The sequence below is a fragment of the Vibrio sp. Vb1337 genome (genome assembly GCF_033338715.1).
Taxonomy (GTDB): domain Bacteria; phylum Pseudomonadota; class Gammaproteobacteria; order Enterobacterales; family Vibrionaceae; genus Vibrio; species Vibrio alginolyticus.
The window spans coordinates 1-17,218 of record NZ_JAWOTD010000027.1 but is presented as its reverse complement, the minus strand read 5'-3'; the positions used below and the strand labels follow the sequence as shown (position 1 = coordinate 17,218).

Genomic DNA, 17,218 nt, shown 5'->3' with positions numbered 1-17,218 from the left:
TACTCAAAGATGATAATCAGCTAAGTTGGAAAGGAATTAATTCCCAAGGAGATACAATGGACTGGATTCAAAGCGTGAAGAGTTATATTCGTGTGGTCGAAGAAGGTAGCTTTAATGCAGCAGCGCGGAAACTCAATACCACCAGCTCAGCTATCAGTAAGCGAGTTCAATGGCTAGAAGATAAAATTGGCGTTCAACTACTCAAACGTACGACCCGCTCAATTAGCCAAACTGAAGCTGGTGCGCTGTTTTATCAACGAGCAAAAAGTCAGCTTGATTCATGGCAATCGGTATTAGATGAAACTCGCTCAGTCAACCAATCACCAGCAGGGCTATTAAAAATTGGGGCAACGCTGGCCGTTGGTTCTAAATTTCTAGTTCATTATCTTGATGATTTTCTTGAGAAATATCCAGACATCACACTTCAATTAACAACAACGCTACCAGGCCAATTGCCAGAGCTAAGCTTAGACCTGTTTATTAGCCGGGAATTAGAGCAACTGAACTCTCTAAGTTTCAAAGCCACAGCGCTTTTCGAACATAAAGCACAGTTTTACGCAGCGCCTAGTTACCTAAAAAAATATGGAACACCGCAATGCGTTGAGGATCTGACAGAGCATAATGTCCTGATTTGGGGTGAAAAGCCCTCACGAGAAATCAAAACAAATCGAGGCAAACGTATCAGCTTGTCCGGTAACTTTGCCACGACCAACCCAGAAGCGCTGTTTCATGGTGCCAAAAGAGGCATGGGTATTTTGATGACGAACAACGTCATGATCAAAGATGATCTCAAATCCGGCGCGTTAGTCCCTATCCTGCCCGATATCACAGCGGATAAAGCCATTGTATATGCCTACTATCCAAAGCTGGATTATCAGCATACCCGGACTAAGCTATTCCTCGATTATCTCAAATCACGATTAGAAGAGGAGAAGCGCACCTAGCTTAGCGTTTTTATGCTTGAACCTTTAAAAGGTTCAAGCATAAAAACATGAAAATAATGATTTGTTCGTTCACAAAATTTGAAAAATCTGCCTTAGTAACCGATAGTTTATTTGATGCATATCAAATAATAATTCGTCGTGTCTTACACGATATGTTAATAACAACGCTAGGTGAAATGCTCAATGGGTCAGGTACAAATCAGTTTCCACAAAATTGATGAGATATTGAAGCTAAACGGCACGGCTCAGCTAAACCGAGTCACGTTAGATATTCATCAACACTTGCAGAGCCATTGCACTTGCGTCGTAGAAGTTGCGCATCTTCAGCATTCGGCTCATACCATTTCCTTCGCCAGCAATGGAAAAATTACAGACAACCTAAGCTACCACCTTTCAGGCACCCCCTGTGAAAAAGTGGCGAAAGACATTGGCGAACATATTTTCTATCAAGACCAGGTATACAAGCGTTTTCCTGAAGATCAGATGTTTCAAGAAGATGGCATTCAAGCTTACATTGGCCTGCCATTGAAGACACAAAATGGCGAAGTTCTGGGAATTTTACTGTCTACCTTTACCCGAAGCATCCACGCGAAAGAAGCGCAAGATATCCTCGACTTCCACCGATTTTATGCCAATGTCATTATTCATAGCTTACGTGAAAAGTGGGTCAGTGAACGTTCAGATAAGCTTCTTAATCAGCTTAGCTATGAGGTATCGCATGATAACCTAACTGGACTGCTCAACCGTAGCTGTTTAGCTGATACCTTGGAGACATTAACGCAGCAAGCGACTCGTCCATTCAGTTTGGCGTATCTTGATATCGATAATTTCAAATCGATCAATGATATCAACGGAAACTATATCGGCGACCAAATCATTAAGTTCACAGCTAACGCCATTCAACAGAGTTTGTCGTCGCCAAACAATGCGTTCCGTGTCGCAGGAGATGAATTCGCCTTCATCACGTACGACGAAGATCCTGTAGCCGTGTGTCAGGAAGTACTCGACAAAATTGAAAGTGGCTACAGCGACAAATCTAACCGGATTTCTTTCACCGTTAGTATTGGCATTGCGCGTGCCCCAGTACATATGTTGAACAGCGATGAGCTGATTTTGAATGCCAGTCTCGCTCTCAAAGATTGTAAAAAACACCGCGATACACGGATTCAGCATTACGACACACACCTTAGTGCTTTATACCACCGTAGGACGCAGCTTATTGAGGCAATGCGAATCCAGCTAAGTACTGATATACAAGACAGCGATGAGTTGTATGTAGTGGTTCAACCGATCGTCGATATCACGAGCGACCGCTGGAATTACTTTGAAATTTTGACTCGTTGGAATAGCAATATCTATGGAAATATCTCTCCAGCGGAGTTCATTGAAGCTGCCGAACAATCAGGCCTGATTATCGAGTTAGGTGAACGGATTATTGAACTCGCGTGTATCGCAAAGCAAGAACTCGAAGCGAACCTAGGCTATAAAGTCAAACTCTCCATCAATTGCTCAGCGTATGAGCTGGTTGATTCCAACCGTTATATTAATCACTTAACCAACATGGTTGAAAAGTATCAGCACGAAGCAAAAGACTTTGTTATAGAGCTCACCGAGACCGTCTTACTCTCACAAAGTGGCCGTGAACAAATGGTACTTAACTCGTTGCGATACTTGGGTTTTAAAGTCGCACTGGATGATTTTGGTACGGGATACTCAAGCTTGAACTATATACACAATTATCCGATTGATAGCATCAAAATCGATGCTACCTTTGTGCAGAACATGCTCTCAAATACAACCTCTGAACAAGTAGTGTTTTTGATAGCGCAATTGGCAGAGCTGCTTGATGTGGATTTGATTGCCGAAGGCGTAGAAGACGATAGAGCACTACAAAAGTTAATTGAAATGGGCTGCCACTACATCCAAGGTTATTTTTACTCTCGTCCACACAGTGTTGAAGAAATCGTACACCTGATAAATGAACGTGAAGTGCGGAGTGCCTAACGTACTGAACAGACTGCTGTCATAGAATTCAAATCTAGTTAATGCACAAAGTAAAAGAGACCAAGCTATGCTTAGTCTCTTTTTGTTTTTTAAGCGAAGTACTTTATTACAGCACTGCTTTCTCTTTATCGCGTAATAGTCTATCCATTTCATCTCTGTTCGCGACAAAAGTAGCCATCTCTTTCTTAGGAACAGAACTCGCCATTGGGATATTTGCTCGCATAGCGTTAACTGGACGGCCGTATTCAATCAACTCATAGTGAAGGTGTGGCCCAGTCACTCGACCTGTTTTACCAGAAAGACCGATACGCTGGCCTCGAGAAACCTTTTGCCCTTTCTTCACCAAAATCTTACTTAGGTGTAAGTAACGGGTTTTGTATTTGCTGCCGTGCTCAACAACCACGTAGTTACCCGCATAAGGGTGTTTACGAGTCATGATCACTGTACCATCACCAGTAGAAACGACTGGTGTACCGGTTGGTACAGCAAAGTCAGTGCCGTTGTGCGGCGCAACACGCCCCGTTACTGGATGTAAACGATTAGGGTTGAAGCCAGAACTGATACGCCAACGACTACTTACAGGGTAACGCTGGAATGCGCGCTGTAAGCTTTCACCTTTGGCATTGTAGAATTGACCATCAGTATGAAGGTAAGCGGTGATCTCGCGGCCGCGATTATAAATCTTAATCGCCTCAATTTCGTTCTTACCTGTTGGTACACCATTGATGCTTTGTGAGCGGCGAACAACTTCAAATCGATCACCTGCACGAAGATCACGTCCAAAGTTAAGTTGTTCTTTGAGTAAGCTTACGACTTGACTCACTTCCGCCGACGTTAAACCTAAACGACTCGCAGAAGAAGAAAAACTGCCTTGAATAACGCCAACTAAAGGTTCTTGGCTCCACACGCCAGGAATGGAAATATCAGTAAAGTCATAGCTACCATCACTATTCAGCTTGTAGACCACTTTATCTGCAATAGAAAATTGCAGTTCCATTTTCGCTAACTCGCCTGTCGCATCATCACGCCAGAAACGGAGCGTATTGCCCGGCTTAAGTGTATCAAGTGCCAAGTAGTTCAAATCCGTTTCCATTACTTTCATTAACGAGCTGTAACCGAAACCGAGCTGACTAAAAATAGTGCTTAGGTTGTCACCTGCTTGGATTTGATATTCGAAGTTCGGGGGAGTGACAACTTCGGCAGTTGTCGCATCAAGAATTTTTTCAACGACCTGAGATTCAGGTAGGTTCAATGCGATGGTTTTGGTTAAAGATGACTCTTTGAGAGAGTGAGAAACACCAATCGCAACTAAAACTGGCAAGGAGTATAACAGCAGCGCTCTACGACTTGTCAGATTCGGCAACCGTCTTGTAATTTCATTTGTAGACACGGGAATTACTATCTCCTTTCAAACAAGGCTCATAGCTTATGCATTCCCGAATAAGAAATCACTAGGAAATTTCGAGATCTAGCGCAGAAAATACTGAATTTTTACAGAACTCAAAAAAAATTCATCACTGTTGCATATGTAAGTTATTCCCTACACGCTGTAATGTGGATGAATTGAATTGATTTGGCGTGTCTGCTATTGCTTGATCGTCACCGTGCGCTAAATATGAAAGCGTGATAGTTGTATCACTTTTCCATTCGAGCTGAGTAAATTTCACGCGGTCACCAACAAAAATACTGTCTAAAAGGACAACTCGGCTCGGCACGGGGTCAAACTTGAACAAGCCAACATAGTTAAACGAACCGCTACCTTGTGTCGTTACAATCATCGGTGCAACAACCCATGAAACACCTTCAATCTCACGCTGGCTAATCGACGCAGTTGGAACAAGTACCTGACCTTTCGTCGCACCTGCATCATAGCCACCTATCAAATAGCCGTTTTCTTTATCCCACTCATCAAGAAAAGTGACCGCACCCTGCTCGGGGACTTGGATCGTCCAAGGATTACGTGCAGTGATACCAAGCGTCTCTTGCACAATAACGTTCGTTTCTACTTCTGTTTGAGGAAACTTAGCCATGATCTCGTCATCAGACAAACTAAAGCGATAAACACCCGCGATCACAACCACAACCAATAAAACGATTGGAATAAGTAGAATAAGTGGTATCGGCAGGATTTTTTTGTGAGTCATGAAGACTTCCTTGTTTCAAGGTATAAACGAAAAGCGAGTATACCATTGTATACCCAAATGATTTCACCTCTTCAAGTGTTTCAAAATTAAACTAAACTGATTGTATCCAAATAGTTTCAAGTCCAGAGCTCATAACGAGCCAGTGACATAAGCTCTGTGCTCTAGGTCTATTGGTGTATTGGGACAAATAGGTAATCACGATGACAAAAACCATTCATACATGCGAGTGCGCCTGCGGTTTAGTTGAGATCCGTTGTAAGGGAGAGCCCACCCACACGTCTGTCTGCCATTGCTTCGAATGCCAAAAACGAACTGGCAGTGTTTTTGGGGTACAAGCTCGCTTTGAAAAAGAGCATGTCACTTTAAACGGTGAAGTCACTAGCTATACCCGAATTGGCGATGATGGCAGTGAGGTTCAGTATGACTTTTGTCCATCCTGCGGCACGACAATGAGGTTGTTCGTTGCTGCATACCCAGAAATCATGATCATTCCCGTCGGTCTATTTACCGATAAAGAGTTCCACCAACCTACCGTTTCAGTCTATGAACAAATGAAACACGGGTGGGTGAGTTTCGAATGCACAACGGAACACATCTGCTAGCGAGCAATCCGCGTTCACGTATTTACTTTGGCTCGGACAACCGCCCTATAAGTGAGATTTTTTTGAGAATGATCAATCGAGTTTTACTGTAAAGGGTTTCGTAACTCGGTGTGAGCGCTATAATCGGCTCCTAATATTTGGTGGGGGTTTATTGTGATTTCCAGACTTCCTCGTTGGGTGGAATATGGCGCGTTTCTACTAGCTCTTCTCGCGGGCTGCGTCAACGCCGTTGGTCTTCTCGGCTTTCAACACCAAGCGATAACTCATCTTTCGGGAACCGTAACTCAGCTAGGGAACAGCTTGCTAACAGGTGTGGATAGCTCCATTCACCTGCTCTTCATCGTATTTAGCTTTTTGATTGGCGCTGCCTTTAGCGGCTTTTTTATTGAAAGCAGTGCGTTAAAACTAGGGCGAAGATATGGTGTTGCACTGTGCATAGAAGGGAGCTTGCTCTTACTCAGCTTGGGCTTTTTGGTGCAAGGGGATTTGTACGGCCAATATCTAGCATCAGCAGCATGTGGATTACAAAACGCCATGATCACCACGTTTAGCGGCGCAGTAGTCAGAACCACACATATGACCGGAATCATCACCGATCTAGGGATTATGATTGGAGAGAGCTTGAGAGGTCGTCAATTTGACCGACGTAAAGCAAAATTATTCCTATTCATTTTCTTTGGCTTTTTGTTTGGCGGCGTCGCGGGAGGGGCTCTATTTATGGTATATGGTTTATATACGCTGGTTTTCCCAGCAATATTGGCTTTTTCTACGGCTCTGATTTACTGGAGTTACCTATACATACTTAGCCGTCAACAAAAAGCATAAAATTTCGATCCGATTGAAGCGACATGCTTCAATCGGATTTGGCTCAATAGGTTCACACTGCAACGGTACAAGAAACGCTGAACGGTATTTTGACACCACTAAAAACCTTAGAATAGATAAGGCTAACTGAATTTCTGGCAAAGAAGTTAGTTAGATCAAAATCACATTTGTTTACCATTTTATTATTCCAGTCACAATGCGCCCCATAATTCACTGCGCAATTCGCCTCTCGTGCTACAATTTTCTAACACAAGCAACATATTCGCATACACTTAGACGTTATTTGACCAATTACCCGACAAATCGGCTGAATAACTAGATGTATTTAATGAATAGTATTGCAATGGATGCAGTTTGCGGGTACCCTCCGCAAAACTGTGATTAAATACGGATGTTTAGTGAATATTTATGTCATGGAAATGGCAAGTATTGACTAGTAGTAACACGAGACAACTATGCATAACACCACTAATGCTACTGAAGCTCCTAAGGGCAACTTTTGGATGTTTTTCATCCCTTCCCTAATTGGTCTTCTACTCTTTATGGCTCCGATCTCTTACGATGGCGGCCTAACCATTCCCGTTGCCGTGATGGCAAAAGTCATCCCAGCGGTGTTAGGCGATACCTTGATTGCTATCGTCACCAGTATCATCGCTTTCATGGCCGTTGCTTCTGTTCTTTGCAAAATTTTTAAGCCAGCTGCAATTTTACGTAATGGTTTTTTAAACGGTCTCTTCAACCCATCTCCACTTTGGCTCGTTGTTCGTTTAATCGGCGGCGCTGCCGTGTTAATGACGTTCTTCCAAGTGGGTCCAAAAGCAATTTGGGAAGAGAACACTGGCGGGCTTGTTCTTACTGGTCTTCTACCTACTCTGTTTGCCGTTTTCATTTTCGCGGGTTTACTGCTTCCGCTTCTTTTGAACTTCGGTCTTCTGGAGCTATTTGGTGCGTTACTCAGTAAAATAATGCGTCCGGTATTCAACCTACCTGGCCGCAGTGCAATTGACTGTATGGCATCTTGGTTAGGCGACGGAAGTGTTGGTATCTTGCTAACCAGCAAGCAATACGAAAATAAGTTCTACACTCAGCGTGAAGCGGCTGTTGTCGGGACCACTTTCTCAGCAGTATCGATCACGTTTAGCTTAGTTGTTATCGCTCAGGTAAAACTAGAGCACTTATTTTTGCCTTTCTACGGCGCTATCTGTCTAGCTGGTATCGTAGCTGCGATTATCATTCCTCGCCTGCCTCCGCTTAGTCTGAAGAAAGATCGCTACATTGACGGCAGCAACCCAGATAAAGACGCAGATGCAGTGCCAGAAGGCCACACCACATTCTCTTGGGGTATGGATCTAGCTCTTAAGCGTGCTGGTCAAGTCACATCGGTTCAGTCTGTATTTAAAGAAGGCGTACACAACGCAGTCGACATGGTATTTGGCGTACTACCTGTAGTTATGGGTCTTGGTACCGTTGCATTGGTGATTGCAGAATACACGCCTGTATTTGCAATTCTGGGTCAACCGTTTATCCCATACCTAGAGCTACTGCAAGTCCCTGAAGCTGTTGCAGCATCACAGACAATCGTTGTTGGCTTTGCGGATATGTTTATTCCAGCAATTTTAGCGGCCTCAATCGATAACGAAATGACACGTTTTGTTATTGCAGCAATGTCAGTAACTCAGCTTATCTACATGTCGGAAGTAGGTGCCCTACTGTTAGGCAGCAAAATTCCAGTAAACATTGTAGAGCTCTTCGTAATCTTCATTTTACGTACGTTAATCACATTACCTGTGATTGCTGGCGTTGCTCATCTTATTTTCTAAAATCGAGACGTCAATTAACAAAGGCTCCGCATCGTCGGGGCCTTTTTTATACCTAAAACTCCGTCCACATTAGGCTTTTAGTAAAAAGCTCATAATTTACAAAGACAAAACTTCAACAAAACACCTTTCAGCACCAACAAAATTTTCATCACCTCACCTGTAAAGCCAGTTAATGCCACTGTTTGTTAAGCAATTCTTTTCATTATGACGATTTCATTAATTGAGCTCGCAAACATGATCACACTCACAAGTTTTAACGTAAATTGTCGGTTTGTTTAAATTTAGTTAAAAAAGACGACAAATGAGTTCATGTTTTTGACAAAGATGTCGATAAAAATATAACCAAACACAATAGGTTTCTCTTTATGCCCAATTCGCTCGGTTTAAAAGAGGCGAAAGCAAAGTGGAACCAACCGGGAGAATCAGAGGAAAGCTCATGAAATTCAGACATAAGGTTGTCACAGCCTCTTCATTTTTGCTGCTAATTACCGTGTCGTTATTGTCGACACAACAAGTTATGACCATCCGCTCCCAAACTCAGGAGCAAATCGACTCAAGTGTAAACGAGATATTGACCAGTGTTGGTAACACTGTGCAATCAGAAATGAATGCAAAGAAGGATCTCGCTCGCTCCATTACTGAAGTGATTGAGCTTGATCCCAGTTCACATAGCTATGTTCAAAACATACTTGAAAGACCGACGCCAAAAAGCAGCTTCCTTGCCATCGGTTTTGGTTATGAAAGTAATGGTTTTGTGATTGAAAATGACGACGGCTGGGATGCGGGTCCAGACTACGACCCACGTCAGCGTCCTTGGTTTATTGCAGCTAAGAGCAAAGGCGATTTGGTCGTAACCGATCCGTACGTCGATGCGTCCTCGAAAAACGTTATCATCTCTGTTGGTACGCCAGTAAAAGAAAATGGCCAGTTTTTAGCCGGTATGTTTTATGACCTCGAATTAACTACCCTTTCTGATCTGGTCAACCAAGTGAATCTGTTTGATGCTGGTTACTTATTTCTGATCACCGCTGATGGCACAACCATTGCTCACCCTCAAAGTAAGTATAACGGCGAGAAGGTCGGTAGCTACCTCCCGCAAATCGAACTTACGCAATCAGCACAACATGTTGAGATTGATGGCAACCGCTACATGGTTAACCTGACTCACATTCCTGGCGAGAACTGGTACGTAGGTTCGGTGATCGATGAAGCTGTTGCCTATTCTGCCGTAGGAGAGCTTCGTAACAACGCTATTATTTATTCAATCATTGCCGTGATTGCATCTATTATCGCCCTAACTCTGTTGATTCGCACTCTCATGCGTCCTTTGGACACGCTAAACAATGCGATTAAAGATGTAGCATCAGGGAAAGGCGACCTTACACAACGCCTCGAAACAGATACTGACCAAGAGTTTTCTGAGCTTGCCACAAACTTCAATACGTTCATGGAGAACTTACAACAGCAAATCATTGAGTCGAAACGTATTTCTGATCAAATTTTAAACGGAACTCAAATCACCGCTGAGGGCGCAAAAGACTCGGCAGGCGCAATTCACACTCAGCTGCAAGAGCTAGAACAACTTGCTACCGCGATGCATGAGATGTCTGTCACCGCGACAGAGGTTGCTAATAATGCGCAAGGTGCGGCAAGTGCAGCCAAAGAAGCCGACCAAGCAACGGTTGAGGGGTCTTCTATCGTTGGTGAATCGACACAAACGATAAACATGCTTTCCGATAGCATTGACCTTGCAGTCGAAGAAGTACAAGTGTTGGAATCTGCTACCGCCAATATCGAAACGATTCTAAAAGTCATCAACGATATTGCGGACCAAACAAACTTACTCGCGTTGAATGCCGCAATCGAGGCTGCACGTGCGGGAGAATCTGGCCGAGGCTTCGCCGTTGTTGCAGATGAAGTACGTACACTGGCACAACGTACTCAAGAGTCGACAACAGAGATTCGTACTATGATTGAGCAACTACAATCTGGCGCTTCATCTGTGGCAAATGCCATGCATCAAAGCAAAGGTAGTGCTATAGAGGCCGTTGAAAAAGCGGGTTTAGCAAATAGTGCGTTACAACGCATTCGTGACGCGATTCAGCGTATTTCCGATATGAACTTGCAAATTGCCTCAGCAGCGGAAGAGCAAAGCCTTGTCGCTGAAGAGATCAACAACAATACGGTGAATATTAAAGACCTATCGACTCAAGTCGCCGAATCGGCAAATCGAACCAACGACGCGATGCAGGCGCAACAAGAAGATGTACATAAACAAGATCAAATCTTAAATAGATTTACTGTCTAACACTCATCTAAGCAAAAACAGCGAGCACCGGCTCGCTGTTTTTGTTTTTAACCCTCAACCCTAGTATTGGTCGATGTTACATGTGCCATGTTGTTGCTATTAAGCTCAACATTACAAGAACGCCGACTATGTGCCCTTTCAAGTTTAATTGAACTCGACATGGATATAGCGATCATTAGAACGGCGATAATAACGGTCGTCCACTTTTAGATAAGTGAAATCTCCAATCTTTATGTAGGTACTATTCCGAGGAATTCGGTCATGGTAATAGTAACTGCGCCTTGGTCGTCTGGTCTCCACATAAATAACGTCACGATGTTTGTGTTTATGCTTGTGCTTGCGCTTGTGTTTATGATGGTGGTGATGAGCATGATGGTGATCGTACCGATGTCCATGCTTATGCTTCGGGTCAGCCACCGCTTCTGTACTCAACACACCTAAAGACAACATAACGCCAACCATGGCAAAAGATAATTGCTTTGACACAACAGAGCCTCTTATTCATATCAACATCGATATAATAGAAGGGTGAATCACTGTACATGTCAGCCTTTCGCTAAGGAGTTTTACTAAAAAGTCAGCGCTAACCGTGATTATCAGAGAAACGTCAAACATCACAAATGCTGATGACTTCGAGTGGCCTGGGTTCGGCTATGAATACAAAAAAGCCGCCCGTTTGACTACGAGCGGCTCAGTTTTTAAATAAGCTAGCGTGATTTTATACTGCTTGGGCAAACAGCAAGAAACAGCCGAATAGGAAGATCATGCTCATTCCCATTGCGCCGCCACCAGCTTCATAAATATTGTCATCTTCTACCGGCACTCGGCGCACTTTCATGGTCATTGATAATGGGACAAAGACCGCGAGAAACACAAGAATAATCCCCGCGTAGCTGAGAATAGCTAGGAAGTGTTCTGGCGCAAATACAGCACCTAATAGTGGTAGCACAAAAGTAGTAACAAAAATCACTGGCTTACTTGCTTTCAGTAGGTCTGCATTTTGATCATATAGCGCCATTGCAACACCTAAGAACGACGTTAGCAGTGCCAAACCAGTAAACATGGATAGGATGAACTCTAAGCCCTCGTATTGCTGACCTAGTACCGAGATCAACTCTGTTACGTTGGAGTATTGAACAAGCTCATGAGGTGGTAGATTGCCGACAACCGCTAACAACCATAATAGGTAACAAACAAGCGGAATAGTTGAGCCCACGATAATCATATTACGCAGCTGTGTTTTACTCGCTTCTTTGTTGTAAGTTACAAGCGATGGGATCACGACCATAAAACCGAAACTGGTGAAAAGCACCGAACTGGTTTTGATAAGTGCCATTTTATCGTCGCTCACAACCTCATCAAGTCCTTCAAACGAGACGCTTGGTGCAAGCGCAAAAAGTGTCAGGATCAGCGCTACGATCATGCCTAGGAACAAACCGCGATTAAGCTTATCTACTACCCCTGTACCTGCCGAAACAATGATACCAACTAAAAGAGTAAAACCGACTTGGCTTGCGATCGTGGATGTTGGAAGCCCAATTGAGGCTGTTACTTTTTGTACCAGATCACCCGCACCAATGATGTAAGCCATTAATAGACAAACTAACAGGGCGTAAAGCAAGCTGTTGGTTACCAACTGGCCTCCTTTACCAAGCGTTTCGCGAGCAATTGCATTCATGCTCACACCACCACCTACTTTGCAACTGGCTTCAAGAAGGAGCAGCGCAGCATAAGTCGTTCCAGCCCAGATGAACAACATAAGAAGAGTGCCCCAAAGGAGGCCAAATTGAGCAAGCACCATTGGTATAGCAAGCATACCAGCGCCAAGAGCAGTACCTGCAACGATCAGGGAGCTGCCGACAAGTTTTAGGTTCACGGTTAATACCTCTAAATTCAATCCGTTAATTTCTCGCCAGTTGTGCTTTAGCTAAAGCACACAACAAAACGCTCCGACTTAGTCAAAATTTGGTTACAAGAGCACTATGTTACAAGAGCCCTGTATGGCTAAGAAAACATGCAACAAAAGGTGGTTAATCATTTGCACATGAACACTTGAGAGTCGTTTTTGGCGATGTCATCGTTGATGAAATGTGCGCAACTTTGGGTTCGAAGCAAAATTGTTCATCTTAATTCATCAACCCCATTCGTTATGAATGGATTTGGTTCGAAAAGATTGTAAGGCATAAGCAGGACGATTGAAAAGCAAAAGGTCAATCTTATAGCGATATATTTTAACAACTCTTATCTTTTACCTAAGATGTGTTGTTTTTTTCGTCACTAATTAGTCTTTTATCGCTTAAAGAGAAGGCAGAACGTGCTCAATGGCTCAATTTGGCTGGGTGTACAGATTAATTTACAGTTTAAGTGAAGGTGTTAGATTCCAAGGACGTAGCCTAGATCGGACAATATCGCTATTATTCGCTGCGTACCGACACGTTCGGTTCACATACCTCTAAACACTGATTTACGGTTCGAAAATATAGGTAAATGAGTGTCCGAATGCTGGGTGTGGTTCCCCAGCATTTGCATCCTTTCTTTTAGATGTCATCAATTGATCGAAATTGCATAAATCTTGTATCGCCCGACTTTACGGCTGTGTTAATACGCTTTATCTAGCGCACCAATGATATAAGTTAACACTGGAATACCCATATCGGCGACCTGCTTCTCAGTCTCACTCATATTTTCATGCGCCACCCGCAGCTCTACTTCACTTATCGACTCTTTGTGAAGGTAAAGCTCTTTGTAGTTCATCAATCGCTGTTGTGACTGTTGAATCAGTGTCACAACATTCTCTTTAGTCTCACGATGTTGCTGATCAATTTCACTAAGTAAATGATCTAAAATGCGTTGCATTTTGCGAATAGAAGCTTTCGTTTCTATTGATTTGTATGATTGATACTTTTCCATTGAGTTAATAACTGACTAAAATATTTACGTTTTTATAAGACAGTTATTTTTATACTGATTGCAAAGCAGGTAAATATGTGGTGGTTAAACTGGTCCACTTCTTGCTCCGTTTAGGTCAAAACTGTCCTTTCAGGAGAGCACATGCAGGTAGACCCTATAATTCAAGCACTGATCGCAAGACGAAAATCGAATGGCCTCTCCCGTGAGCAAATGGCAAACATCGCTGGAATGAGCGTAAAAACATATCAAAGGATCGAGCGCGGAGAGTCCGATCTTAAACTCTCACAATATCGTGCCATATTGCGTTCGCTTCATTTGACTGACCTAGATATTGCTTTAGATGTACGTGATGTTCAGCATGTCACAGCAAATGACCTAACGGCCGTGGCGAGATTGCTCTCACCGGAAGCTCAGTCCCTGCTCGTTCGCCTATTATCGTTAGTCCTTGAACAAAAGAACAAGAAAGGTGATTAACGACATTGCTCATACCCAAACGATGAATGCCCTGTTGAGCGTTGAAACATGAATCGTTTAGACAAAAAAACTCGTCAAATGACGAGTTTTATTCTTTATATCAGTCCGTTACTCTAGGCTTTTCAATTCCGATGTATCAACGCCTTTTATTGCATCTTTCGCCACTTTATCAGGATCAAAGACATCACGTTCTTCATATGAATTATCAATCATGCCTTGTCCTATCGCGGTCGCCTGCTTTTGTAACTTGTTACCCTCTACCTCACCAGCATCCCAGCCTTGTCGATAATCTGAGTCGGTTTGATACCTTGTTTCGTCCTTAATATAGTGTTCAAAATCATTCCCTGCCTCTTGCATACCACTATGCCGACCGTCATGAAAGCCTTGGATATAAGCTTCATCATAACCGCTCTCTTTTAACGCGCTGTCACTCGTACCACAGCCTGAGAGGAGAACAAAAAATAGCGAAACGAATACCCTATGAAACATATTTAGGCCTCAAAGCTTTCAAATAAATTAATCATAGTTCGCGATTTCAACTTCTGCTTACTTCAGGCTATTAGATAGCATTGTGACTCGACGAAGCCTGTGAACTTGAGTCCCTACAGTGAGTACAAAGCTGGACAAAGCATCACACCTACTGATAAACGTTATACTCACGCGCGTTTAATACTTCCATCGCAAGTGCTTCATCATCTTGCTCAGCCAAACCGCTAATGCCAATTGCACCGACGACTTTCTCCTCTTGTTCTACAGGTACACCACCCATAAAGCCAGTGATCTTTGGGTCAGTCCAATAACTCAACTGCTTACCTGTCTCACGAGCCCAAGCGCCCAGATTGCCACTAGGCTGACGGTCTCTAGCCGAGGTGTAAGCTTTGTTCTGTGCCAACAAACCTGCTTGCACACTCACATCATCCATTCGGGCAAAACCGAGCAATTCTCCATGTGTATCAACCACGGCAACCGCAATGTTTTGCTTGCGAGCAGTCGCAATTTCCAATGCCGTTTGAATCAGAGTTTGAACTTGTACGTATTTCATTTTTCTCTCCTACGGGATCTCATGACCAAGGGTTTTCTCGAACAAGCCATACCAATGGCTACGTGATAGCGTGACGTTCTCTACTTGAGCACAAGCGCGAATACGCTGTGGGTTTGCAGTACCAATAACAGGCTGAATTTGGTTTGGATGACGCGTCAGGAAGGCTAAAACAATCGCTTCAGACGACACGCCATATTCAGCTGCTAGCGCCATTACCATCTCCGCCGTCTGTCTGGTGTTGTGATCATCAGAATGTAAACCACGCTCTGAGAATCTTCCTTGCGCCATACTGCCCCACGCTTGCAGTTGGATATTATGCTTACGGGCATGTTCCAGTGTTCCCGCAACGTAGTCAGATTCCGACGAAGGAAGCCCCATGCCTTGCTTAATAAACTCAGACTTAGCCAGACTCATTTCCAACTGGTTCGCCACAACAACTTCGCCCGTTGCTTGTTGAAGAAGGTCAATTTGAGCACTGTTCATGTTAGAAACACCGAAGTGGTTAACTTTGCCAGCTTGTTTCAGGGCTTTTAGCGTTGTGCCCAGTTCTTCAAATTCAACCAAAGGATCAGGACGATGCAGCATCAAAACATCAAGGTTTTCCACGCCAAGGCGCTCAAGAATGCCCTCAACAGAAGCCATCACCCATTTAGCAGAAAAGTCATACTGCTTAACACCTTGCTCATCTCCTAGACGGATGCCGCACTTGGATTGCAGATAAATTCGCTCTCGTAAGGTTGAGTCATTGGCTAAGATGCACCCAAACACTTCTTCTGCCTTACCGAATTTGTAGATATCCGCATGATCAAAGAGATTAATGCCTACCTCTAATGCTGCCTCGACAGCGGCATAAGCTTGGTTTTCATCTTGGGCGGTTAATGGGTTGCGATTCCACTCCCCTCCAAGTCCCATACAGCCGAAGACCAAGCGGCTAACGTTAGGTAAGGTTTTGGCGAGCGGTAGTGTTGGATTGTTCATCGTTATTCTCACTTTTCCGATTTCTGCATCTTCAATTTCTTAAGTTAACTCGAACCATCTTACCGTTCGTAAAAATTAGTTTAATACCGTAAAATCGAATTCATTATCCTCGCTACCGAACAATTAAAGCGAACAATAAAGACGAGCAATCAAGATGGCAGATTATAAGAGAATCGAAAAACTGATGCTGTTTGCTGAAGTGGCTCAAACACTCAACTTTTCTAGGGCAGCGGAGCAACTTGGCATTTCTAAAAGTTACCTGTCGGAACAAATCAAGCGATTGGAATCGGAACTCGCCACGCCTTTGATTGTTCGAACCACACGCAGCGTGAGATTGACGGCAGAGGGTGAGTCGATCTTTGCACAAGCAGAAGATCTCAAACGCCGCGTAATGGAAATGGAAAAGAGTTTAAGTCAGCGATCTGAACAAATAGACGGTCTGATTCGTCTTACCGCTCCCAAGATGTTTGCTGAAGCGGTGCTGCATGATTTGTGCGTAGCGTTTCGCGCTTTACATCCAAACGTAGAGTTCGAGATTCTTTCTAGCTATCAAGCGTTTAATCTGACGGAAACCAGCGTTGATTTTGCGTTTCGAGCGACAAGAACGCCGCCAGAGAATATGATTGCTCATCACCTTTTGGACTACCACCACTGGCTGGTTGCCTCTCCTCATTATCTGCAAGAAGAAGGTACGCCGGAGACGTTAGCGGATTTAAAACAGCATCAATGCTTAACCACATTGCATCAAAAAGAGTGGCCGTTAAAAACGGGAACAGTTCAAACCCAAGGTTGGCTTTCAAGCAATGAAAACCGCTTACTCAAAGAATCAGCCCTGTCTGGCAATGGCATTGCTCGGTTAGCAAGTTACTTTGTCGAACAAGACGTTGAGCACGGCCGTCTAGTGCAGGTTTTATCGGAAGAAACCGACCACCAGCACAACGCGGTGTACTTGGTGTATCCGCAGCTCATTTATCAATCGGCGAAAACCAGAGCCTTCATTGAATTCGTGAAGCAGCACTTTGCTATATAACTAAGGCAGTTAATCCGCAGACCACACCGAGCGAATATCTGGCCAACCCCAGTTAGTAAGAGCGTAACCGTTCACCAGTCCCCCATTGACAATCAAGTGTGACTCTCCGCACTTGATCCACTTTTTCTTCTTGAGTG

16 protein-coding genes are annotated in these 17,218 nt (G+C 43.8%); 8 read left to right on the top strand and 8 right to left on the bottom strand.

The genetic code is table 11. The features are described 5' to 3' along the window. Positions 1–56 precede the first annotated feature (56 nt). The gene (locus R7E42_RS21275; protein ID WP_005385181.1) at positions 57–944 is read left to right on the top strand and encodes a LysR family transcriptional regulator; all 888 of its coding nucleotides are present in this window, start codon (positions 57–59) and stop codon (positions 942–944) included. A 183-nt stretch (positions 945–1,127) separates the two neighbouring features. Continuing rightward, the gene (locus R7E42_RS21270) at positions 1,128–2,948 is read left to right on the top strand and encodes a putative bifunctional diguanylate cyclase/phosphodiesterase (RefSeq protein WP_005375494.1); all 1,821 of its coding nucleotides are present in this window, start codon (positions 1,128–1,130) and stop codon (positions 2,946–2,948) included. Between the two features lie 106 nt (positions 2,949–3,054). Here R7E42_RS21270 and R7E42_RS21265 read toward each other — a convergent pair whose 3' ends face one another. Continuing rightward, positions 3,055–4,338: a peptidoglycan DD-metalloendopeptidase family protein gene (locus R7E42_RS21265; RefSeq protein WP_025768471.1), complete on the bottom strand. Its 1,284-nt coding sequence runs from the start codon at positions 4,336–4,338 to the stop codon at positions 3,055–3,057. A gap of 124 nt (positions 4,339–4,462) precedes the next feature. After that, the gene (locus R7E42_RS21260) at positions 4,463–5,092 is read right to left on the bottom strand and encodes a hypothetical protein (protein ID WP_318072978.1); all 630 of its coding nucleotides are present in this window, start codon (positions 5,090–5,092) and stop codon (positions 4,463–4,465) included. Between the two features lie 200 nt (positions 5,093–5,292). Here R7E42_RS21260 and R7E42_RS21255 point away from each other — a divergent pair, with 200 nt between their 5' ends. From R7E42_RS21255 to R7E42_RS21240, 4 genes are all read left to right on the top strand, one after another. Next, positions 5,293–5,694, top strand: a complete 402-nt coding sequence (locus R7E42_RS21255; RefSeq protein WP_025768472.1) for a GFA family protein — start codon at positions 5,293–5,295, stop codon at positions 5,692–5,694. A 153-nt stretch (positions 5,695–5,847) separates the two neighbouring features. Continuing rightward, on the top strand, positions 5,848–6,519 hold the full coding sequence (locus R7E42_RS21250) for a YoaK family protein (RefSeq protein ID WP_225496299.1): 672 nt from the start codon (positions 5,848–5,850) through the stop codon (positions 6,517–6,519). Between the two features lie 455 nt (positions 6,520–6,974). After that, positions 6,975–8,339: a YjiH family protein gene (locus tag R7E42_RS21245; protein ID WP_017635848.1), complete on the top strand. Its 1,365-nt coding sequence runs from the start codon at positions 6,975–6,977 to the stop codon at positions 8,337–8,339. 436 nt (positions 8,340–8,775) lie between these two features. Next, a complete protein-coding gene (locus R7E42_RS21240; protein ID WP_025768473.1) occupies positions 8,776–10,647 on the top strand; it encodes a methyl-accepting chemotaxis protein in 1,872 nt (623 codons plus the stop codon). A gap of 144 nt (positions 10,648–10,791) precedes the next feature. On the opposite strand, the gene R7E42_RS21235 is transcribed toward R7E42_RS21240, so the two are convergent. The 3 genes from R7E42_RS21235 to R7E42_RS21225 form a co-directional block, all read right to left on the bottom strand. Continuing rightward, on the bottom strand, positions 10,792–11,133 hold the full coding sequence (locus R7E42_RS21235; RefSeq protein WP_080276968.1) for a hypothetical protein: 342 nt from the start codon (positions 11,131–11,133) through the stop codon (positions 10,792–10,794). A gap of 232 nt (positions 11,134–11,365) precedes the next feature. Then, positions 11,366–12,523 (bottom strand): amino acid permease, encoded by a 1,158-nt coding sequence (locus R7E42_RS21230; RefSeq protein WP_005385167.1) that lies wholly within the window; start codon positions 12,521–12,523, stop codon positions 11,366–11,368. A gap of 722 nt (positions 12,524–13,245) precedes the next feature. Further along, complete coding sequence (locus tag R7E42_RS21225; protein ID WP_031780946.1) at positions 13,246–13,557, bottom strand: hypothetical protein; 312 nt, start codon at positions 13,555–13,557, stop codon at positions 13,246–13,248. 141 nt (positions 13,558–13,698) lie between these two features. Here R7E42_RS21225 and R7E42_RS21220 point away from each other — a divergent pair, with 141 nt between their 5' ends. Then, a complete protein-coding gene (locus R7E42_RS21220) occupies positions 13,699–14,031 on the top strand; it encodes a helix-turn-helix transcriptional regulator (RefSeq protein ID WP_031780945.1) in 333 nt (110 codons plus the stop codon). A 108-nt stretch (positions 14,032–14,139) separates the two neighbouring features. Here R7E42_RS21220 and R7E42_RS21215 read toward each other — a convergent pair whose 3' ends face one another. From R7E42_RS21215 to R7E42_RS21205, 3 genes are all read right to left on the bottom strand, one after another. Then, positions 14,140–14,520, bottom strand: a complete 381-nt coding sequence (locus R7E42_RS21215; protein WP_031780944.1) for a hypothetical protein — start codon at positions 14,518–14,520, stop codon at positions 14,140–14,142. A gap of 148 nt (positions 14,521–14,668) precedes the next feature. Beyond that, positions 14,669–15,073, bottom strand: coding sequence for a GlcG/HbpS family heme-binding protein (locus tag R7E42_RS21210; RefSeq protein WP_005385161.1), 405 nt, complete (start codon positions 15,071–15,073; stop codon positions 14,669–14,671). Between the two features lie 9 nt (positions 15,074–15,082). Beyond that, positions 15,083–16,051, bottom strand: coding sequence for an aldo/keto reductase family oxidoreductase (locus R7E42_RS21205; RefSeq protein WP_258470045.1), 969 nt, complete (start codon positions 16,049–16,051; stop codon positions 15,083–15,085). Between the two features lie 154 nt (positions 16,052–16,205). On the opposite strand from R7E42_RS21205, the gene R7E42_RS21200 reads away from it, so the two are divergent. Continuing rightward, the gene (locus R7E42_RS21200) at positions 16,206–17,081 is read left to right on the top strand and encodes a LysR family transcriptional regulator (RefSeq protein ID WP_206970798.1); all 876 of its coding nucleotides are present in this window, start codon (positions 16,206–16,208) and stop codon (positions 17,079–17,081) included. The last annotated feature ends 137 nt before the right edge of the window (positions 17,082–17,218 follow it).